Below are 20,142 nucleotides of genomic sequence, written 5' to 3'. Positions count from 1 at the left end.
TCAGGTTAACTGAATGATTCGGGGTAGCGGAATGCTGCGCTAAATTAGCCATAATTTCTTAACCACAAGCCATGACAAATTCTGAAAATCAGGTAAAGTATCGGCCTTTGTGAGCAATCTCGCCTATCACCTTCGATAGGCCATCAAATAGCATTAAAATAGGAAGAAAGATGATTTTCGTTGTCGGTCATAAAAACCCAGATAGTGATAGCATTTGTGGTGCATTAGTTGCTGCTGAATTACTTAAAGCACGTGGTCTAGAAGCAACGCCTGTTCGTCAGGGTGAAATTAACCGTGAAACTCAACACATTCTTGCAACAGCCGGTGTTGATCAACCTGAACTTCGTACTAGCGTCGCGGGCGAAAAAGTATGGCTTGTGGACTATACCGATCTTGCGCAAGCACCTGATGACATCAACCAAGCGGAAATTCTCGGTATTGTTGACCATCATCGCCTAGGCGACGTAATGACAGTGAATCCGCTAGAAGCATGGATTTGGCCGGTCGGCTGTACCTGCACTATCTTGTTCAACCTATTCAAGATGGAAAATGCACCAATCACACGTCCTTTAGCCATATTGATGATGTCTGCGATTTTGTCTGACACGGTCGGTTTTGCGTCTCCAACGTGCACACCAAAAGATAAAGAAGCTGTGCTGGCACTGGCTGAAATTGCTGAGGTTGAAGACCTTGATGCCTTTATTAAAGCGCTTTTGATTGCGAAAACAGACATTGAAGGTTTATCTGCCGCTCAACTTGTTGAGAAAGATTTGAAAGCTTATCCATTCAACGGCCGTGATGTGGTGGTTGGTCAAGTGGAATTGGCAACGCTTGAACAAGTCGATGGCATGATTGACGCCATTCAAGCAGACCTAGTTCGTCGCTGCGAAGAGGAAGGCCTTGCGTTTGCCGCCGTGATGTTGACCGACATTACCACCGCGCAGACTCGTCTTCTTTATACTGGTGAATGGGCTGAAAAACTGACTAAACACGAACAAGATGGCATGTTGATGATGAAAAATACCTTAAGCCGTAAGAAACAAGGTTGGCCTTGGCTGCAAGCTGAATTGGCTTAATCCTTTTTATCATCTTATTGTTTAAGATTCTAAATTTAACGCCTGCAGTGCTACACTGTAGGCGTTTTTATATTCCCCAACTTTCGCATGGAGCCGGGCTATGGCAGACGCATTAACCACAGAACAGATAGAAGCAATCAATCGCTATAATGAAGAAGAACGTTTTAAATACTGCATTAAAGCCATTGTTGCAAACCGTGAAGTTTGGATACTAAAAGATGAACACGGTTGTGTCATGCTCAACACAGAAGAAGATGATTGTGTTCCTGTGTGGCCTAACCAAGAGTTTGCCAAGGCATGGGCAACAGGCGAGTGGCAAGCGTGTGAAGCGGAAGCGATCTCTTTGAACAAATGGCACAGCCGTTGGACTTCAGGCCTAGAAGAAGATGAACTGTCGGTGGTGGTGTTCCCCAATGAGAATGAAGAGGGCGTTGTGTTATTTCCCGACGAATTTGATTTTGAATTGAAAAAGCAAGCCAGTAAAACGCGCTAACTCAAAGAGCTTCTGATAGAAGCTCTTTTTCCAACACGATTAAATGTTAGATGGCACTCTCCGGCTGTCAGACAAAGTACTTCACAATGCTCTTGACAGCCCTGCCATAGGCCTTACTCCAGTCTAGGCCTCAACGCTTTCCAAATACCCTGAATTCCAGTTTGTAACGCTCGTTTTGCCGTTACAAACCGCATGACACAGTGGGATGGGTGAATGTATTTTCAGACAGTTTTGATGTGTACCCAAAAGTGGCATTACTGGCTTAGTTTGACAATGAAGTGCAGCGCAAGGTACTCACTGTCTTTTACCTGAATAGAAGACGTCAGTGGCAGGCTGGGACTGCTAACAGTACTTCTCTTTTTCTGACTGTCCCCTATGCTGTCTCCACCTCACGTTTTGTATTAGGTAACCTATGGAAAGCTATTAGTATGAGAACAAGGTGGTTTACTTTCACCAGCACGAAATGGGGCAGAAGTGTTTCAGCCAGAACGGGCTGAAACCTTAAAGCTTTAAACACTTGAACGCGAATATGCCAACTCTGAAAATTGAATAATGTGGACAAAGAGCATTCCTTTAGTCCACAGTCTTGGTACAGCAGAGAACTTATGTTAATTATTGAAATTCATAGCCAAATACTCAGCTAAATTTCTTCACTTAACCATGTCGCATACTGCTTAGTGTAGTAGCTGACAATTAAATCTGCTCCAGCTCGTTTTAGCCCAATAAAAGTTTCGTTCACCACTAACTTTTCATCGAGAGCACCAGCTAGAGCCGCAAATTTAATACTCGCATACTCTCCACCTACTTGATAAGCGGCTAACGGTAAATGAGTCTCTTGCCTTAAGCGGGAAAGCACATCTAAATAAGGTGTGCCTGGTTTGACCATAAGGATATCAGCACCTTCAGCTTCATCAAGAGAAGCTTCGAGTAAAGCTTGTCGACCGTTGGCATAGTCAAGTTGATAGCCTTTCCTATCACCATTGAGTTCACAATCTACTGCCGTTCTAAATGGCCCGTAAAAGGAAGAAGCAAACTTTGCTGAATGTGCCAAAATTGCCACGTCATGATAACCGGCGGCATCAAGACCCAGACGAATCGCTTTTACTTGACCATCCATCATTGCTGAAGGAGCTAACATGTCTGCACCCGCTTGAGCTGCTGTTAAAGCTTGCTTGACCAAGTTTTCAACCGTAAGGTCGTTACACACTTTACTACTCTTTATTACTCCACAATGCCCATGATCAGTATATTCACAGAAACAAATATCTGGAATAACCATCATATCAGGCACAGCAGACTTTATTATTTTAATCATACGTGCAAGTAAACCATGATCATTCCATGTGTCGCTTCCTTGCGCATCTTTAGTATGAGATATTCCAAAAGGCATCACATAGCGTATACCTAAAGCATGAAGTTCTCGGACCTCATCCGCTAAATGAAACTCTGGGATTCTGCTTATGCCAGGTAGAGTAGAAATTGGCACAGGTTGCTCTATATGCTCCTCGACAAATATAGGATGAATTAAATCACCTAGCTGCACATGATTTTCTCTTAATAAGTCTCGCATAGCTTCGGAACTTCGGAGGCGTCTTAGGCGTCGTATTGGGGCAGTATTCAAAATATCATATCCTAATTTAAGTTACTCGATACAAAGGTTCGTTAGTCAGAGCTTATGATTTCTCTTTAGTAAAAAATCACTTTTTGATCTAAAAAATACAGTTTTTTCACTCTGATTTTCAATACAAAATCAGTCAATAGTTATGTCAGAAATGAGGTGGCAGCCTACTACACAATACTTTTCTATATTCAGGCTTCGTATAACTTTTAGTATGGAAACATATGCCTTCAAAATTTAAAAGAGCATTTGTACTAAACGATTTTGGAGAAAAACTATTTTAGCAACACGCATCTATCATCATAAATGAAATACTCTCAACGCTAACGAAACTAATTCCCTCCCCTTTTAGGGGAGGGTTAGGGTGGGGTGAACACTGTCAATCCTCCCCTTCAAGAGGAGGGCTAGGGTCTGAACACCCCCTCCTAACCTCCCCCTAAAAGGAGGAGGAACAGTACTGTATCTGAATCGTTCACACGATATTGTCTTCCGACATTAAATACAGAGCGGCTATTTAAAGCTGGGCGCTTTGTTGAAGTGGCTCTCAATCATTCTTTGAGTGATGGGATGAGTTGGATTAGACAATACTTCTTGTGTGTCACCCGATTCGACTACTTCGCCTTCGTGCATCACCATAATTTTGTCTGTAATGTGTTTTACAATACCAAGGTGTTGCGAGACATACACAAACGAGACACCCATCTCTTCTTGCAGTTCTAGAAATAAGTTAATCATCTGTGATCTCATTGCCATGTCTAACCCGTTTAATGCTTCATCAGCCACAATGATCGACGGTTGTAGAATCAGTGCTCGTGCCAAGCAAATCCGCTGTTTTTGCCCGGTGGCGAGCATTTGCGGGTAGAAGTAGGCGTGCTCTGGCAATAACCCAACGCGCAATAGCGTATCTTTCACGCGCTTCATGCGCGCTTCAGGTGGCATATTGGTGTTTCTTTTGAGCGGCCCTTCTAGAATACGACCAATTTGAATTCTTGGGTTGAGCGATGTGTTCGGATCTTGAAAAATCATTCGAATCAGCTTACAGCGCGTGGAGTAATCCTTGTGTTCCAATAACTCTCCATTAACGCGTATCTCGCCAGCCGAGGGTTCAACCATCCCCGCAAGCATTCGTGCCAATGTCGATTTACCAGAACCATTTTGGCCAATAAAACCAATGGTTTGTCCCGCTTCTAACGTAAAGCTAACCGGTTTGACTGCATGCTGAATTTTCTTGCGAAACAGACCTGAACGGGTAATGAAATCTTTAGTTAACCCGTTCACTTCTAATAATGACGCACTCATGACTGTTGCTCCATATTGAGTGGGAAATGGCAGGCAAACTTATGATTTTTAATACGTTGTGGATACGGTATTTCAACGCATTGGCGCTGAGCATAGGGGCAGCGAGGCCCCAATCTGCAACCAATCGGTAAATGTTGCAAGGGTGGAATGGAACCCGGTAAGGATTGCAATTTTTCTTTATGCGGTATCCAATCACTAAAATCGGGCATCGCTTTCAGTAGTGCGGCCGTATAAGGGTGTTTGGGTTCACTCAATATTTTCTGGGTATCGGCTGACTCAACAGACTGACCGCAGTACATCACTGTAATACGGTTAGCCCATTGGGTAATGGTGGTTAAGTCGTGGCCAATCAATAGAATCGTGGTGTTATTGACCTGATTCATCCGGCTTAGCAGGCGCAATATCTGTGATTGGGTAATGGGGTCCAAATCGTTCGTTGGTTCATCAGCAATCAAAATTTTTGGTTTGGTTGCGATAGCCATCGCAATCATCACCTTTTGGCATTCACCATCAGTTAGCTCATAGGGGTAGCTACTCATGATGCGCGCGTGCTCTTTGATTCCTACTTTATGTAAAAGGGCAATGGCTTGTTTTTTACGCCATGTAAAACGCTGCCACCATTTGCCTTCAAATGTGCGCGATGGAATTGATTCAATCAACTGTTTTCCCACTTCATCTGAAGGGTCTAAGCAGGTTGACGGTTCTTGAAAAATCATCGCGATGTCGCGGGCAATCACTCGCCGGCGTTCGCGCGGCGTCAGCTGAAGTAGATCAATGTTACCTAAGCGCATGCGGTCGGCGGTGATGGTCCAATTATCTTTGCATATTCCTACGATGGCTTTAGCCACCAAGCTTTTTCCTGATCCGGATTCTCCCACCAACCCGCGAATTTCGCCTTCGTTCATGGTTAAGCTCATGCGATCGACTGCTTTTACCATGCCTTGTGGCGTATCAATTTCGATGGTGAGATGGCGAATATCTAATAATGGCATTATTCCACCCCTGCATTCAGAGCTTGTCGTACACCTTCACCGACTAAGTTGATGATGATCACCGTAAACATAATCGCTAAACCGGGGAGAGTGACTGTCCACGGTGCGAGGTAAATCAGCTCAACTGAATCACCTAAGATGGTGCCCCATTCGGTGCTTGGTGCTTGAGCACCCAAACCAAGAAAGCCCAAAGCGGTGATGTCTAAGATGGCAATGGATAACGCGAGTGTTATTTCGTTGGCGATGACAGCAAGGACATTGGGTAAAATGGAGTTCCACAACAGATAAAAGTCATTGGCACCATCTAAACGTGCGGCGAGGATATAGTCTTTTTCTACTTCGTTGTGTACGGCAATATACACCGAACGAACAAAGCGAGGGATGAGTGCCAAACCAATCGCAAGCAAAATATTGAACTCGCCAAAACCGAGCAGTGCCACAAAAATAATGGCAAGCAGCAATGATGGAATCGACATGACCGTGTCGAGTAAGTGGTTCAATGTACTGGACAATAATCCTTTGGTCATGCCTGCCATAATGCCGATAAAACAGCCGATCACAGCCGCGATAGCGGTGATTAAAATAGCGGCAGCGAAGGTATATTGGGTACCATCAATCAACCGTGACAAGATATCTCGGCCTAAATCGTCGGTACCTAAGAAAAATTCGACAGTACCCGCAGGATCCCAAGAAGGCGGTATTAATAGGTTGCTCGTTTGCAACTGCGGATCATGAGGGGCTATCCAAGGAGAGGTGAGGGTAATCAACACAATGAGTCCTAAGCACCACAAGCCAAACATCGCCAAACTGTTATTGCGATAGCTGCGCCAAAACCGCTCAAACTGAGTCGGAATATGCTCTTCCTGATAAATGTTATTTGTTAGCATACCATTCCTTTCTTACCAGCGGGTTAACCATAGCGCCAATCAAATCAGACAGAATGTTTGCTGTGAGAACGAGCGTACCAACTACGATCACGCCGGCTTGAATGGAGACATAATCTTGGTTAGATAATGCATCGAGCAGCCAACGGCCGATTCCCGGCCAGTTGAAGATGGATTCAGTAATAATTGCTAGCGTTAACATACTCGATAACTGAACCCCGAATTTAGGAATAATAGGTGGAATTGCATTTCTCAGCACATGCTCGGTGACAATTTCGTAATCACTTAAACCCTTAATTCGAGCGGCGCGTATATAGTTCTGAGCCATTACATCGGCCACCGAAGAACGCATCAGGCTCACCACTTGTGTCGTCGGTGCTAGAGCCAGTACCAAGCAGGGTAAAATCATATGTTCAATAACACTTTGCAAAGCATGAGCACGGTAGTTGCCTTCAGCGAAAAAAGCATCGATCAGAGCGAAACCTGTCACGTGTTCCACTTGGTAGAGCAGATCATAACGTCCTGAAACAGGAAACAGCTCATAATGCAGTGAAAAGACCATGATCATTAACAAAGCTACCCAAAATAGCGGTGCTGAATAGCCGGACATTGACGTGAAGGAGATGACGGTATCAATCCATTTACCTTGCTTCATTCCTGCGAGCGTACCAATAGGGAGACCAATTAACAAAGAGAGAGTAAAAGCAATGAGGCATAACTCCAGCGTTGCTGGAAAGACCATCGCCAGTTCGTCCACAATCGGGACACCACTGTGATTGACGCCAAAATTCAGTTGCAGTAGTTGCCCTAAATAGGTTGACCAACCTGACCAAAATCCATGAGCGGTTAGAGGCGACTGTGGATCTAAGCGCAGCAGCGCAAACCCGACCATAGTCAAAATGAGTAACGTGATAATAAATAAGTTGAGTCTGCGTACCGTATATAAAAACACTATTCGATCCTCTCAACCGTATTGAATGGTTGTACATTAAATGGGCTGAGTTTAAAGCCCGTTAATGTTTTGCTGTACGCTTTAAATTGCATGCCGTGTGCCAATGGGATAACCGGGAACTCTTCGTTTAAAATATTTTGTGCCTGTTTGTATAAGTTAAGGCGATAGCGCGACTTGTCTACTTCCAAGGCCAAATCGAGTAGAAAATCGAAATCACTATTGCACCACATCGAGGCATTGAGTCCTGAGCGATCTGAATTACATGAGAGCAGTGGACGCAAAAAGTTATCTGGGTCTGCGGTATCGCCATTCCAGCCCGTTAAAATCAGATCAACGTTGGCGTGCTGGGTCAAATTTGAGCGATCGAGCCGGTCTTCCGTGATGATATGCAATGTAATACCAATGTCGGCAAGGTTAGCGTTAATTAACTCGGCGGTTTTACGTGGGCTTGGATTATAGGCATGAGACTCTGCAGGAACAGACATCGTCAATTCCAAGTTGGCGTAATAGCCAGCCTCTTTAAGTAATGCGATCGCGTAGTTACGATCATAGCGAATTTGAATACTGTCCTTTTGATAGGCCCAAGAGGAGGGGGGAAGAATGTTATAAGCAATACTTCCTGTACCGTAATAGACCGAGTCCAAAATATTTTGGCGGTTGATCGCAAAATTAAGCGCTTTACGCACGCGAACATCACTGAGCGCAGGGTGAGAGGTATTCACAGCAATATAAGACACGTTCATCGCAGGCTTGGCATCAAGCTCTATTTCCGATTGCTGCTTGATAATAGGGATTTGGCTTGAAATAGGCGAGCTGAGCACATCGCATTCATGGCGTAGTAGTTTGGCGAGTGTCCCTGTACCTCGGTTGGAGACATCAAATACAACTTGTTCCATCTTCGCCACGCCATTCCAATAAGCGCCATGACGACGGAGGCGGATAAGGTCATTCACTTTAAATTCGTCTAGATAAAATGGTCCGGATCCAACAGGATGGCTGTCGATCATGCTTTTTTCATCTTCAATCACTAATTGATTAGCATACTCATAGGAGAGTATGACAGCGTGACTGGTGGCGATATTGGATAAAAAGGAGTTGTCGGGACGGCTGAGGGTAAATTTAACCGTGAGTTCATCCAGAGCTTGAACATCGATCAGCAAGTTTTTGAAATCAATACCAGCAAACCATGGGTAGACGCCACTATTGACGTAATGAAATGGGTTGGTTGGGTCAATGATTCGGCGAAAGCTGAAGACCACATCATCGGCATTAAGAGCGCGAGTCGGTGTAAACCAAGCGGTTGATTGAAATTGAACGCCATCGTTTAGCTTGAATGTATACTCTGTACCCTGTGGATTCACTGTCCAACTCGTGGCCAGACTGGGTATCGGTTGTAAGGTTTCTGAATCCAATTGCAACAGCGTGTCGTAAATCTGTGGGCTGAGAGCTTCAGACGTAATGCCGCTCTCAACCAATTGTGGGTTAAAAGTGGTGGGATTGCCGTGACCACAATATACGAATCCGCTCTGGCGAATTTTACTATGGTCAATTTGTTCGCTACAGCCTATCAGTAGGCTAAAGCTGCATATTCCTAGTGCGAATCGTATCAATGTTTTCATAAAGAGAAATAACTGTGAGAAGTAGGGCAAACAAAGCCAATCATTATGCCTCAAAATCCTGATAATCTACCATTTTTTGTTGATCTAAACCTAGGGTTAATCATCATTGCTGCCGACGAGTTGATATTTTCTCACCATACCTCTCAATTGGTGGTAGCTCAAGCCGAGTAATTCTGCAGCTTGTCTTTGATTAAACTTACTGGCATTGAGCGCGGCACTCAGTAGTTGTCTGTCCTGATCCTCCTGCCACATTTTGTAATCCATCGGAAATTCAAAGCCAGTGGTGTAAGTATGGCGATCTGTGGAGAGATTGCCAGTAAGGTCATCTGGTTTGTGCCACTCATTAGCAAAAGGGTTAAAAACCAAGTTTTCAATCGGATGGGAGGCCGTTCCGTGTTGATAGACAGCACGCTCCACGACATTTTTAAGTTCACGCACATTTCCCGGCCACAAGTAGTGTTGAAGCTGATCTGCCGCTTCTGCACTAAACCCGACAAAGAGCGCTAAGTTCAGTTCACGGCACATCTTAATCGCGTAATACTCAGCAAGTAGCATAATATCTTCTTTTCGCTCTCTTAGCGGTGGAAGCTGGATCACATCAAAGGCCAGTCGGTCGAGTAAATCAGCTCGAAACTTTCCAATTTCAGCTAATTGTGGAAGATTAGCATTGGTTGCACAGACGATACGGACATTCGCATTAAGCCGTTGGCTACCGCCGACACGTTCGTAATGTCCATATTCAATCACTCGAAGTAGTTTCTCTTGTACAGCAAGCGGCGCGGTGGCGAGTTCGTCCAAAAAAAGAGTTCCACCTTCTGCCCGTTCAAATCGTCCTTGGTGACGTCCTTTGGCTCCGGTAAACGAGCCTGATTCATGACCAAAGAGCTCAGAGTCAATTAACCCTTCACTCAAGGTTGAACAGTTTAACGAAACCAGTGGTTGGTCCCAACGTTTGGAAAGATAGTGTAAGCGCTGAGCGATTAACTCTTTGCCCGTTCCCCGCTCGCCAATAATTAATACCGGCCTATCAATCGGTGCAAGCTTAGAGACTTTATCCAGTACCGATAAAAATTGAGGCGCTTCACCCAGTAAGTTTTGTTGCATGTTCACTCTCCACACTGTGATTGAAAGGGTGGTTAAATTCACCAACTCTTGGCGAAAATCATCATAGCACAGTAATCTTATTCTATGAGATATTATCTAATTTATTGATTATCAATAGATTTATATATGGCATGAAACTTGGTTATCTCTTCTCGTCTTAACGTTTTGAGCGATTCAAAATAGCTCACCAATAACTACATCGTCATGAACAACTAATCAGGAGATTGAACATGGGTATTTTTTCTCGTTTTGCCGATATCGTAAACTCGAATATCAGTGCACTGTTAGATAAAGCGGAAGATCCTGAAAAGATGATCCGCTTAATCATCCAAGAGATGGAAGACACCTTGGTAGAAGTACGCACCAATTCGGCCAAAGCTATTGCGGATAAGAAAGAGCTCGCGCGTAAAGTGGATTCTATGGCCTCTCATATTGAAGATTGGCAACAGAAAGCGACCTTGGCGCTTGCTAAACAGCGTGAAGATCTCGCTCGCGCTGCTTTAATTGAAAAAAAGAAATTGCAAGAAATGCAGAAAGGCTTGCACACTGAACAAACCTTGGTAGAAGAAACTATCGATAAATTGACTGGGGAAATCGGTAAGTTAGAGGCCAAAATTGCCGAAACACGGGTGAAGCAACAAGCTTTGGCACTTCGTAGCCAAACTGCGCACAACCGTCGTGATGTGCAACGTCATTTGCATACTAGCCGTACTGATGAAGCGATGGCGAAGTTTGAACAGTACTCGCGTAAAGTCGATGAACTTGAAGCTGAAGCCGATCTCTACGCTATGTCCGGTAACGCTAAGTCACTCGACCAAGAATTTGCTGAACTTCAAGCGCAAGATGAAATTGAACAAGAGCTAGCAAAACTGAAACAGCAAATGGACAAAAACCAATAACGAGGAGTGGCATATATGTCATCATTTTTTATCGCAGGTCCACTGATTGTCTTTTTGATTTTTGTTGCACCGATATGGCTTTTTCTGCATTACAGAGGTAAACGACATAGCAGCAACTCATTGTCACAAGAGGATTTAGAGCGGATTAAAGCGTTATCTGAAAAAGCGGAAAAACTGCAAAGCCGTGTTGAAACCCTTGAACGCATCTTAGATGCTGAATCACCGACTTGGAGGCAAAATCATGGCTAGCCGAGAACTCTATAAAGATCCGGTCAATGGCAAAATAGCTGGCGTATGCGCTGGGCTTGCTAATTATCTTGGGTTAGAAGTTTGGTTGGTGCGTATATTGGTCATCTCAGCTGCACTACTCGGTGGCGGTTTTTTAGTGCTTTTAGCTTATATGGCTTTGATGCTGATGTTAGAAAAGCAGCCTACTCAGTATGTTGAAACGCTAAAAGCCCAACGCGAACATACATTGAAGAATAAGCCTTGGGAGCAAGGACAAACCGCCGAAGCTTTGCTGGCGACATTGGATCAAGATTTAACTCGAGTGGATCAGAAAATCCGTAAAATGGAGGCTTATGTCACCTCTGAAGCATTTAAAGTCAATCGTGAGTTTAATCAGCTTTAAAAAGCAAAGCTAGGCACGTAGATTTGCAGTGTCATTGTTCAACTGACACCGCAAATGAAGGTAAGGGTAAGGAAACAAAAAATGAAGCATCATACAGAAATGACTTGTGCATGGGCGATGAATCACCCTTTAGAGCGCGATTATCACGATAATGAGTGGGGCATTCCCGTTTACGATGATGTCAAGTTGTTCGAATTTTTGACGTTAGAAGGTGCGCAAGCTGGGCTGAGCTGGATTACGATTTTGAAAAAGCGCGAAGGTTATCGCTTAGCCTTTGACGGCTATGATCTTGAAAAACTTGCTCAGTACGACGAAACGCGGGCACCTTACATTATCGAACATTTCGATGTGGTGAAGCACAAAGGAAAAATTGCCTCTGTCTATTCCAATGCACGAGCGGCTTTACTGTTGCAGCAAGAGTATGGTTCCTTATCCAAAGCATTGTGGCAGTTTGTGGATGGTCAACCAGTGCTCAATCATTGGCAGCAGATTAGTGATATCCCTACATCGACGCCCACGTCTAAGGCGATGAGCCAATTTCTAAAGAAAAAAGGCTTCAAGTTTATTGGCGAAACGATTTGTTATGCTTTTATGCAGGCGGTGGGTATGGTGAACGATCATTTGGCTGATTGCCCCAAGCGTTAATTTTTCAGGGCAACCTAATATGCAAAAGACCGCTGAATCTCCAGCGGTTTTTTGGTTTTCCGCTGATGTTATGCACGCAGAGCGAGCTGTGCAGTGTAGCGTTCTAATCCCGCTTTTAGATCAGCGATCAGATCGTCGATATCTTCAAGACCAATATGCACTCGGATCAATGTACCTGCAAAGTGCGGGTGTGCGACGGTTCTTAAATTATCAAAGCTTTTGGGTTCATTAGCTAAAATCAAGCTTTCAAATCCACCCCATGAAAAGCCCATACTAAAATGTTGCATGCCATCGAGTAAGGCTGTCGTAGCTTTTACATCACTGGTTTTTAATACAAATGAAAACAGCCCGTTACCACCAGTGAAATCACGCTGATAAAACTCATGTCCAGGACAAGTCTCTAGCGCAGGATGGCGAACATGATCCACTTCAGGTTGCTCTGCTAACCAGTGCGCAATGGTTAAGCTATTTTGAGCATGCTGACGTAAGCGAACATCTAACGTTCTTAGCCCTCGTAGCCCTAAATAAGCGTCATCAGGTGAGACACATTGCCCCATTAAATAGCTTTGCTCTCGCAATTGATCCCAGCATTTTTCATTGGCAATCGCTGTTCCTAACATCACGTCTGAGTGGCCAACAATGTATTTTGTCGCCGCTTGGATCGAAATATCAACACCATGTTCAAAAGGTGAAAAGTTCACGCCCGCCGCCCAAGTGTTATCCAGCATGACAATGATGTCATGTTCATGTGCAACCTGCGCTAAGGTTGGGATATCTTGCACTTCCATCGTGATCGAACCGGGTGATTCAGTGAACAACACTTTGGTATTGGGTTGGATCAAAGTACGGATCCCTTCACCTATGGTCGGTGGGTAGTAGGTCGTTTCTATGCCCATTTTTTTCATGATTTTTTCACAAAAATCACGAGTAGGTTCATAGCAAGTGTCGACCATCAGAATATGGTCACCCGTTTGCACAAAGGAAAGAATACTATTGGCAATGGCGGCCGCACCGCAAGGGAAAAGCGCGCAACCGACGCCACCTTCAATTTCCACCATTGCTTCTTGGAACGCAAAGTGCGTATGAGTACCACGGCGTCCATAAAAGAGTGTTTTATTAGCCCGATTGACAGTGGCCTGATTTTTTTCAGCCACACTATCAAATACAACGGTAGAGGCGCGCTGAATAGGTGGGTTGACAACGCCATTGGTCCACTTTTTACTGCGACCCGCATTGACCAACTGTGTTTTTTTACCTTCTGACATCCGAAATCCTTGTCTGGGAGAGAGTTCGTTATTTAAAACATGGAGTTGCCTAGCTTGGCAACCCCAGTTAGATAAAAAGTTTATAGCAGAGGGTTAAACAGATAGAACAATCGTTCAAAAAACCTATGATACAGTGGGCGTTGCTCCCATATTGGTAGCTCAACCAAGTGAGATTGTTCTATATAGTGTTGCTGTAGCCAATTCATTTCCTGAGTGAAGGATTGGTCTTCAATCGCGAGCGTGACTTCAAAATTGAGCCATAGGCTGCGCATATCGATATTCACTGTACCGACAAGACAGAACTGGTTATCGATCACGACGGATTTCGTGTGCAGCAAACCACCGTAGAATTCGTATATTTTCACCCCTGCTTCAAGTAGCTCGCCATAGAATGCGCGTGATGCCCATTTGACCATCAATGAGTCATTTTTGTGTGGAATAATGATCTCAACATTGATACCGCGCTGAGCGGTCATTTTTAGCGTTGCTAATAGGTCTGCACTAGGCACAAAGTAAGGGGTAGTGATCCTAACGGATTGGTTTGACTGATTAATCGCCAGTGTTAACACTTGAGAGATTAAGTTTTCTGGCATACCAGGGCCTGAAGGGACAACCTGTACAGGATGATGGGGCTGATCCGGACCAATTGTGCATTCTGGTTGTGCTGGTAACATACGTGTTCCCGTTTCCACCTCCCAATCCCAGCAATGTACTGCGGACAGCACATTGACCGCAGGACCAGTGATCCGCACCATGATATCGACCCATTGACCCACACCGGAGTTTTGTTTGAAATAGGCCGGGTCAACCAAATTCATCGAGCCTGTGTAGGCAATTTTATCGTCGATAACAATGATTTTACGATGTTGGCGTAGGTCTAAGCGGCGTAAGAACATCCGCCACGGGCTCACTTCTAACGCTTGGACGACTTCAACTCCTGCGTCTTTCATCATGGTATACCAATGACTTTTGAAAAAGCGGGGGCTCCCTGCGGAATCAAGCAGCAGCTTAACGTGCACATCCCGTTTGGCCGCTTGGATCAGAGCCGACGCAACCGAATCCGCCAATCCACCTGGGTGCCAAATATAAAATACCATTTGGATGTTAGTGTGAGCTTGTTCGATGTCGGCAATGATGGAATGCAGAATTTCGTTAGGGGAGGTTTGCAGTGATAACGTATTACCACTTAAGGCCGGAATCCCCATACGGTGGTTACACAGTTCATCAATTTTATAAATTTGAGCACCCATTCCCTCAGGGGCATGAGCCTGGCAATCGTTAAGCTGTCTAAACCAATCACCAAATGGAGCAAACATTTCCTTCGCACGCTCTGCACGCTTGCGCCCTAAATTTAGCTCACCAAAAAGAAAGTAGCAGATCACTCCCACAATCGGAATGATATAAATCACCATCAGCCAAGCCAGAGAAACACTCACCGCTCGGCGTTTCAATACAACGCGTAGCGTGACTGCGGCGACCAAAAACCAATAGAGTGCGATGCCTGCTAAAGTAAGAACGTGGTAAACCTTGTCCATGCCATTAATCTTGTCGATAGAATAAGTCACGATAGTAAAGGGAAAGGGAAAAGTAAGGAAGTTTATCGCGTGAATAATATGAAAATAGTAACAGATGAATCGTGTTACTAAAGTGATCATAGCAGTTTAAAAAAATGATCTGAGGATAAAAAAGCAACAATTGAACTATAAAACTACGGTCTAATCCATAATTTATATCGTTCGGACTTCCAATTTTAATCTCAAACTGTTTTACTTGCCACCATCACAGTGCGACTAAAAATTATAACTTGTGTAATTAAAAGTTTACACTCACTTTTAGCACTGCCTAACAAACACAACATTGGTAAATAGTTTATGGCAAGTAGTTCAAGAGGTCATTTCTCATCGAGACTTGGTTTTATTATGGCGGCTGCAGGTTCTGCGGTTGGCCTAGGGAATGTGTGGGGTTTTCCGACCAAAGCGGCAAGTAATGGTGGCGCGGCATTTTTAGTGATTTATTTGGCAATGGTATTCTTGCTGGCGTTTCCGATGCTGGTTGCGGAATTGACGATCGGGCGACATGGACAATCTAACCCCATCGCTTCTTTAAGAAGTATCTGGACCAAAAATCGTGCGGCGGCGGCACTGTTTGGCATTATTGCGATGATTGCCTCATCGATGATCCTCAGTTTTTACTCCATTCTTGCCGGATGGCTTATGGGTTTTGCGGCATCCCCTATATTAGGCCTGTTGGGTTTACAGACGGCGGCCGATTGGTTAGTGAATTTTAGCGGCTTACGTAATGTTTTACTGGCTCTCGCATTTTCTTTGCTTACTATTTATGTTGTGCGAAAAGGTGTCGCGGACGGCATTGAAAAATGGTCTACCCGTTTGATGCCAGTGCTTTTTATTCTATTCGGCGCCATGATTGCTTATATCTTTACCCAAGATGGGGCAATGGAAGGATTGAAGATGTATTTGATCCCTGATATTGCGCACATCACTCCCAGTTTATTAGTAGACGCAATGGGGCAAGCTTTCTTCTCTCTCTCTTTAGGCGTTGGAGCGATGATCGTTTATGGCTCATATCTTAAGAAAGATGTTAATTTGCCAAAAACAGCGGCGCAAGTCGCGGCGATTGATACGGGAGTGGCGTTTGCAGCTGGCCTTTTGATTCTCCCAGCAATGTTTGTGGCTAAAAATCATGGTGTCGAAATTTTTGATGATGCAGGCAACTTGATGAGTTCTGGCGATTTAGTCTTCACCGTGCTGCCTGCGATGTTTGATAATATGGGCAGTGCAGGGGTGTTGCTCGGTTTTGGTTTCTTTATTTTGATGGTTATCGCAGCGCTAACTTCTTCAATTTCTATGCTAGAAGTACCAGTATCTTGCGCGCAAGATGAACTAAAAATGACTCGTAGCCAAGCAACATGGATGATCGGTGGAGCCATTGCGCTGCTGAGCATCATCATTTCCCTTAACTTTGGGGCGTTATTTAACCTAGTGGCTAACGTCTCGACCGTCTATATGCAACCTTTATTAGGTGTGGTTTGGGCTATTGTGGTGGGTTGGGTTTGGCATCGTAATAAATTGCTTGATGAGATCAAACAAGGTAACCCAGACATTGCACAAAGCCTATTCTGGAAAATTTGGCCATGGTACGTGCGTTTTGTTTGCCCCGTGGCGATTTTAATGGTCTTTGCTTATTCATTAATTTAGCGCATTCCTAAGGCTCTCATCCGAGAGCCTTTTTATCATCCTACGGCCTTGAACCTTGCATTTATTGGTATCTGTGTTGTTTAACGCTATACTCAGCCGCCTATTCTGCAGTTAGTGATTCACATGTTTGATATTCTTTATACTCACAACGATTTTCTCATCATCAACAAGCATCCCAATGTTTCTGTGCACAAAGATGACGGGGATACAATGCTGCTGCAAGAAGTGGGTAAGGTTTCAGGTGATGGCCAGCTCTACTTAGTTCATCGGTTGGATAAAATGACATCCGGCATTTTATTGCTTGCCCGCCACCAAGCTGCGGCCAGTGAGTTGTCTAAAAACTTTGCAGCAAGGGAAGTCGAGAAATTCTATCTTGCCATTGGCAGTAAAAAGCCTAAAAAGAAACAGGGTTTGATAAGCGGTGATATGGAACGCTCTCGACGTTCGTCGTGGAAGTTAGTAGCGACACAAAATAACCCTGCCGTAACGCAGTTTTTTTCCTGTTCTGCTGAGCCGGGTGAACGTCTCTTTTTATGTAAACCTTTTACCGGAAAAACCCACCAAATTAGGGTTGCTTTGAAATCACTCGGCTCTGCGATTGTCGGTGACCCGATTTATCATTCTCATGATGATTCAGATAGAGGCTATCTACACGCTTTTGCGTTACGTTTTTGCTATCAGGATCAGTGGTATCAATTTATCTGCGACCCACGCAATCAAGTAGCGATGGGGCAGAAATGGAACTCAGACATTGTTAGCCAAGGGATTGAATCTTGGTTAACACCTTGGAATCTAGTTTGGCCGAAAGTAAACAAATGACAGAACAAACAATGCAACGCTCAGCGCTTTCTCACTTTTTTACCCATATTGAGCAGCAGCTCTCCTGCAATACAGGTGAAATTCGCCGCTTATTTCATGGCCGAGGTCGTCAGTGGCCAGGTCTAGAACAGCTCACCTGTGACTGGTTGCAAGGGCAGTTAGTCGTCAACTTATTTAAAAATGTCGAAGAAGATTTTCTCGCGGAGTTAAAAGCGGGTTTGTCGCACCTAACAACCAGTCCGTTATGGCTAGAAAAGCAAGGTAGTTGTGTCTTACTTCAGCATCGATATGCCGATGGCGCGCCTTCAGAAACAGTATGGGGAGCGTTAGAGCCTTTCCCTGTGGTGGTCGAAAATGGCTTAAAGTACCAATTGAGCATTGGGCGTAACCAGAATTTTGGGCTGTTTTTGGATATGCGCTACGGCCGTGAGTGGGTTTCATCTCACGCTAAACATAAAAATATACTGAATCTATTTGCCTATACTTGCGGTTTTTCAGTAGCAGCTATTGCTGGTGGTGCTGACCAAGTTGTGAATGTCGATATGGCCAAAGCATCACTGGCTAAAGGCCGTGAAAACCATCAATTAAATGGCCACAATCTCAATTCAGTGAAGTTTCTTGGGCATGATATTTTCAAGTCTTGGGGAAAAATCAAAAAATCAGGGCCATATGATCTGATTATTATTGATCCTCCTTCGTTTCAAAAAGGCAGCTTTGCGCTGACTAAAGATTATCAACGTATCTTACGCCGTTTACCTGAGCTGTTAGAACAAGGCGGCGAAGTGCTTGCATGCGTTAATTCACCAGCCGTAACCTGCGACTTTTTAATCGAAGGGATGAAGGTGGAAGCGCCATCACTTACTTTTCAAGCTCGCCTAGAAAACCCACCAGAGTTTGAAGATATTGATCCGCAAGCCAGCCTGAAAGCACTGATTTTCTCCTAAGTAGAATGGAGACTAGGTAAGATCACGCCATAATAAAGTTGGTTATGGTGTGATTGCTCCTGACTTCAGGAATTATTAATTTTCCAAAATATGTTCAATCGGTGAGGGTTTAGAATAGATGAATCCTTGGATAAGATACACAGCACGAGTAGCAAGATAATCAACTTGGTCTCCGCGTTCAACGCCTTCAGCAATAATTTCAATATTAGCTTCTTGTGCTGAGAGAATAATGGAATTGAGTACCTTTATTTTTAAGTCGTCAGTTCCAATCGTATCAATAAACATCTTGTCTATTTTAATACAAGAAATACCAAGATTTTGTATATATGAGTAACCACCGTAGCCTGTCCCAAAATCATCAATTTTGAACTTATAGCCTTTTGCCATAAGATGAGATAGTGCCCTACCTGCATTTTCAATATTAATAAATGGCGTTCTTTCTGTTATTTCAAAATGAATCTGTTTGGTGGTTGGCCAATTGAGTTCTTCTAGTGTTTCTGCTAAGCCACCACTTTCAATATGGGCTGGCACGATATTGATACTCACCCATTGCTGCACATCGAATTGTTCTAAATCATCAATTACTTTTCTTATGATTTGATTCGTTATCTGGATGATTAAACCGGATGTTTCCGCCGGACCAACGAACTCATTTGGTGGAACCATCTCCTTGCCTTTGCACCAACGAACTAAGATCTCATAGCCAACAACTCTCTCTTCTCGGCTATCAAGAATGGCTTGGTAGTAAGGGATGAATTGTTTATCTTTAATGCCTTTAAGAATTAATCCTTGAATTGAGTTTTTATAATTTCTGAACTTTAAATAAAAAATAGATAATAAGATGCCAATTGCTAGCGCAATGGGATAACCCCAATATATTAATTGGTAGTAAAGATATTGGTTGAATTCTTTACCAGCAGAGAGTGTTTCTTGAATATCAAACTCTTTTATGGTGTAACTAATGGTTGTGATGTGGTCTTGGTAAGCGATCTCTTTATTGCCTCGACTCATTCTCAATCCATTTAAACTAGGCGATAAATAATGAAAATTTAATAAAAAGCAATTTATACAATCACCTTTTAATATCTCTTCTTGCCAGCTACTGTCTAATATCCAAAAAATTCGATTACCTTCTTTTTGATAATAAATAAGTAGCTCTTTTTCTGTATTAAAAAGTGCGGGAGTGGTGGACATGTAAAACCCTGAAGAGAGGTCATAGGCTTTCAACTCATCCGAAAGTTGTAATGGGAAACCGACAGTCGAGCAGCTACGCCCGTCTTTGTTGACAACTGCGATCATTCTAATAAATCGGTTGTAGTACTTGGAATCACGAATTAATGACATATCGCTTGCTTGGCATTCATAATTTATCTGAGCGACTTGATCTAAAATCATATCATTTAAGCTCTGAGCTCTATTGGCCAAGTAAAGATTGACGGTATCGAGTTTGCTTTCCAGCACATAGCGTGTCAACGGATTGATTAATATCGGGATGGCTAACGAAAAAATAAGAGTCGGGATCAGAAAGAGTAAGATCGCTATTTTAACGGGTCTGGTCAAAGTCATAAATGCAACCTTAGGCATCGTTATGCCACTGCGTTAGTAAGTGCGCAGTTTAGCATGCCACTGGTTCAATTGATGAGAATTTCGAAGAGTTATACGATTACCCAATGTATTACATTATCTG

General features: G+C 43.7%; 19 protein-coding genes. 9 read left to right on the top strand and 10 right to left on the bottom strand.

From position 1 onward, the window contains the following. Positions 1 to 170: 170 nt before the first annotated feature. The gene (locus tag AACV32_RS05555; RefSeq protein WP_017049864.1) at positions 171 to 1,076 is read left to right on the top strand and encodes a manganese-dependent inorganic pyrophosphatase; all 906 of its coding nucleotides are present in this window, start codon (positions 171 to 173) and stop codon (positions 1,074 to 1,076) included. A 100-nt stretch (positions 1,077 to 1,176) separates the two neighbouring features. Beyond that, a complete protein-coding gene (locus tag AACV32_RS05550) occupies positions 1,177 to 1,569 on the top strand; it encodes a DUF2750 domain-containing protein (RefSeq protein ID WP_017047713.1) in 393 nt (130 codons plus the stop codon). Between the two features lie 640 nt (positions 1,570 to 2,209). Here the strand turns inward: AACV32_RS05550 and hemB are convergent. The 7 genes from hemB to pspF all read right to left on the bottom strand — a co-directional run bounded on the left by hemB (position 2,210) and on the right by pspF (position 10,037). After that, the gene (gene hemB / locus AACV32_RS05545; protein WP_017044676.1) at positions 2,210 to 3,190 is read right to left on the bottom strand and encodes a porphobilinogen synthase; all 981 of its coding nucleotides are present in this window, start codon (positions 3,188 to 3,190) and stop codon (positions 2,210 to 2,212) included. A 507-nt stretch (positions 3,191 to 3,697) separates the two neighbouring features. Continuing rightward, positions 3,698 to 4,486 (bottom strand): peptide ABC transporter ATP-binding protein, encoded by a 789-nt coding sequence (locus AACV32_RS05540; RefSeq protein ID WP_013857043.1) that lies wholly within the window; start codon positions 4,484 to 4,486, stop codon positions 3,698 to 3,700. Further along, positions 4,483 to 5,478, bottom strand: coding sequence for a peptide ABC transporter ATP-binding protein (locus tag AACV32_RS05535; protein ID WP_010320232.1), 996 nt, complete (start codon positions 5,476 to 5,478; stop codon positions 4,483 to 4,485). The genes AACV32_RS05540 and AACV32_RS05535 overlap by 4 nt, the downstream gene beginning before the upstream one ends. Beyond that, the gene (locus AACV32_RS05530; RefSeq protein ID WP_013857042.1) at positions 5,478 to 6,365 is read right to left on the bottom strand and encodes an ABC transporter permease subunit; all 888 of its coding nucleotides are present in this window, start codon (positions 6,363 to 6,365) and stop codon (positions 5,478 to 5,480) included. The genes AACV32_RS05535 and AACV32_RS05530 overlap by 1 nt, the downstream gene beginning before the upstream one ends. After that, positions 6,352 to 7,314 carry an ABC transporter permease gene (locus tag AACV32_RS05525; protein WP_013857041.1) on the bottom strand — a complete coding sequence of 321 codons (963 nt, stop codon included), beginning with the start codon at positions 7,312 to 7,314 and terminating at the stop codon, positions 6,352 to 6,354. Before AACV32_RS05525 ends, AACV32_RS05530 begins: the two co-directional genes overlap by 14 nt. After that, complete coding sequence (sapA, locus tag AACV32_RS05520) at positions 7,314 to 8,933, bottom strand: ABC transporter substrate-binding protein SapA (protein WP_038149069.1); 1,620 nt, start codon at positions 8,931 to 8,933, stop codon at positions 7,314 to 7,316. The genes AACV32_RS05525 and sapA overlap by 1 nt, the downstream gene beginning before the upstream one ends. 96 nt (positions 8,934 to 9,029) lie before the next feature. Continuing rightward, a complete protein-coding gene (gene pspF / locus AACV32_RS05515) occupies positions 9,030 to 10,037 on the bottom strand; it encodes a phage shock protein operon transcriptional activator (protein WP_170894742.1) in 1,008 nt (335 codons plus the stop codon). A gap of 230 nt (positions 10,038 to 10,267) precedes the next feature. Between pspF and pspA the strand changes: the two genes are divergently transcribed. The 4 genes from pspA to AACV32_RS05495 are packed head-to-tail and all read left to right on the top strand — an operon-like array spanning position 10,268 to position 12,212. Then, a complete protein-coding gene (gene pspA, locus AACV32_RS05510) occupies positions 10,268 to 10,936 on the top strand; it encodes a phage shock protein PspA (protein WP_026027628.1) in 669 nt (222 codons plus the stop codon). A gap of 15 nt (positions 10,937 to 10,951) precedes the next feature. Then, positions 10,952 to 11,185, top strand: a complete 234-nt coding sequence (gene pspB, locus AACV32_RS05505) for an envelope stress response membrane protein PspB (RefSeq protein ID WP_026027627.1) — start codon at positions 10,952 to 10,954, stop codon at positions 11,183 to 11,185. Beyond that, on the top strand, positions 11,178 to 11,567 hold the full coding sequence (gene pspC, locus AACV32_RS05500; RefSeq protein WP_013857036.1) for an envelope stress response membrane protein PspC: 390 nt from the start codon (positions 11,178 to 11,180) through the stop codon (positions 11,565 to 11,567). Before pspB ends, pspC begins: the two co-directional genes overlap by 8 nt. 54 nt (positions 11,568 to 11,621) lie before the next feature. After that, on the top strand, positions 11,622 to 12,212 hold the full coding sequence (locus AACV32_RS05495; RefSeq protein ID WP_017049862.1) for a DNA-3-methyladenine glycosylase I: 591 nt from the start codon (positions 11,622 to 11,624) through the stop codon (positions 12,210 to 12,212). A 68-nt stretch (positions 12,213 to 12,280) separates the two neighbouring features. Here the strand turns inward: AACV32_RS05495 and AACV32_RS05490 are convergent, their stop codons facing one another. Further along, positions 12,281 to 13,477, bottom strand: a complete 1,197-nt coding sequence (locus AACV32_RS05490) for a cystathionine beta-lyase (RefSeq protein WP_170894741.1) — start codon at positions 13,475 to 13,477, stop codon at positions 12,281 to 12,283. Between the two features lie 80 nt (positions 13,478 to 13,557). Beyond that, entirely contained in the window at positions 13,558 to 15,012 is a 1,455-nt protein-coding gene (gene cls / locus AACV32_RS05485) for a cardiolipin synthase (RefSeq protein WP_170894740.1), read from the bottom strand. A gap of 336 nt (positions 15,013 to 15,348) precedes the next feature. On the opposite strand from cls, the gene AACV32_RS05480 reads away from it, so the two are divergent. The 3 genes from AACV32_RS05480 to AACV32_RS05470 all read left to right on the top strand — a co-directional run bounded on the left by AACV32_RS05480 (position 15,349) and on the right by AACV32_RS05470 (position 18,455). Beyond that, positions 15,349 to 16,692: a sodium-dependent transporter gene (locus AACV32_RS05480; protein WP_013857032.1), complete on the top strand. Its 1,344-nt coding sequence runs from the start codon at positions 15,349 to 15,351 to the stop codon at positions 16,690 to 16,692. Between the two features lie 123 nt (positions 16,693 to 16,815). Next, positions 16,816 to 17,511, top strand: a complete 696-nt coding sequence (locus tag AACV32_RS05475; protein WP_017046192.1) for a TIGR01621 family pseudouridine synthase — start codon at positions 16,816 to 16,818, stop codon at positions 17,509 to 17,511. Between the two features lie 11 nt (positions 17,512 to 17,522). Further along, positions 17,523 to 18,455 (top strand): class I SAM-dependent methyltransferase, encoded by a 933-nt coding sequence (locus AACV32_RS05470; protein WP_026029089.1) that lies wholly within the window; start codon positions 17,523 to 17,525, stop codon positions 18,453 to 18,455. A gap of 75 nt (positions 18,456 to 18,530) precedes the next feature. Here the strand turns inward: AACV32_RS05470 and AACV32_RS05465 are convergent, their stop codons facing one another. After that, positions 18,531 to 20,021, bottom strand: a complete 1,491-nt coding sequence (locus AACV32_RS05465; RefSeq protein WP_170894739.1) for an EAL domain-containing protein — start codon at positions 20,019 to 20,021, stop codon at positions 18,531 to 18,533. Between the last annotated feature and the right edge of the window lie 121 nt (positions 20,022 to 20,142).

Source organism: Vibrio sp. B7 (assembly GCF_963888765.1).
Classification (GTDB): Bacteria; Pseudomonadota; Gammaproteobacteria; order Enterobacterales; family Vibrionaceae; genus Vibrio; species Vibrio anguillarum.
This window is presented reverse-complemented; position numbering and strand designations above follow the sequence as displayed.

What these genes read in the sequence shown, in the direction of transcription:
- AACV32_RS05555 (WP_017049864.1), top strand. Translation starts at nt 171, where the DNA reads ATGATTTTCGTTGTCGGTCATAAAAACCCAGATAGTGATAGCATTTGT.
- AACV32_RS05490 (WP_170894741.1), bottom strand. Translation starts at nt 13,477, where the DNA reads ATGTCAGAAGGTAAAAAAACACAGTTGGTCAATGCGGGTCGCAGTAAA.
- sapA (WP_038149069.1), bottom strand. Translation starts at nt 8,933, where the DNA reads ATGAAAACATTGATACGATTCGCACTAGGAATATGCAGCTTTAGCCTA.
- pspA (WP_026027628.1), top strand. Translation starts at nt 10,268, where the DNA reads ATGGGTATTTTTTCTCGTTTTGCCGATATCGTAAACTCGAATATCAGT.
- AACV32_RS05550 (WP_017047713.1), top strand. Translation starts at nt 1,177, where the DNA reads ATGGCAGACGCATTAACCACAGAACAGATAGAAGCAATCAATCGCTAT.
- cls (WP_170894740.1), bottom strand. Translation starts at nt 15,012, where the DNA reads ATGGACAAGGTTTACCACGTTCTTACTTTAGCAGGCATCGCACTCTAT.
- AACV32_RS05495 (WP_017049862.1), top strand. Translation starts at nt 11,622, where the DNA reads ATGAAGGTAAGGGTAAGGAAACAAAAAATGAAGCATCATACAGAAATG.
- AACV32_RS05540 (WP_013857043.1), bottom strand. Translation starts at nt 4,486, where the DNA reads ATGAGTGCGTCATTATTAGAAGTGAACGGGTTAACTAAAGATTTCATT.
- pspC (WP_013857036.1), top strand. Translation starts at nt 11,178, where the DNA reads ATGGCTAGCCGAGAACTCTATAAAGATCCGGTCAATGGCAAAATAGCT.
- pspF (WP_170894742.1), bottom strand. Translation starts at nt 10,037, where the DNA reads ATGCAACAAAACTTACTGGGTGAAGCGCCTCAATTTTTATCGGTACTG.
- AACV32_RS05535 (WP_010320232.1), bottom strand. Translation starts at nt 5,478, where the DNA reads ATGCCATTATTAGATATTCGCCATCTCACCATCGAAATTGATACGCCA.
- AACV32_RS05470 (WP_026029089.1), top strand. Translation starts at nt 17,523, where the DNA reads ATGCAACGCTCAGCGCTTTCTCACTTTTTTACCCATATTGAGCAGCAG.
- AACV32_RS05530 (WP_013857042.1), bottom strand. Translation starts at nt 6,365, where the DNA reads ATGCTAACAAATAACATTTATCAGGAAGAGCATATTCCGACTCAGTTT.
- AACV32_RS05475 (WP_017046192.1), top strand. Translation starts at nt 16,816, where the DNA reads ATGTTTGATATTCTTTATACTCACAACGATTTTCTCATCATCAACAAG.
- AACV32_RS05465 (WP_170894739.1), bottom strand. Translation starts at nt 20,021, where the DNA reads ATGACTTTGACCAGACCCGTTAAAATAGCGATCTTACTCTTTCTGATC.
- AACV32_RS05480 (WP_013857032.1), top strand. Translation starts at nt 15,349, where the DNA reads ATGGCAAGTAGTTCAAGAGGTCATTTCTCATCGAGACTTGGTTTTATT.
- pspB (WP_026027627.1), top strand. Translation starts at nt 10,952, where the DNA reads ATGTCATCATTTTTTATCGCAGGTCCACTGATTGTCTTTTTGATTTTT.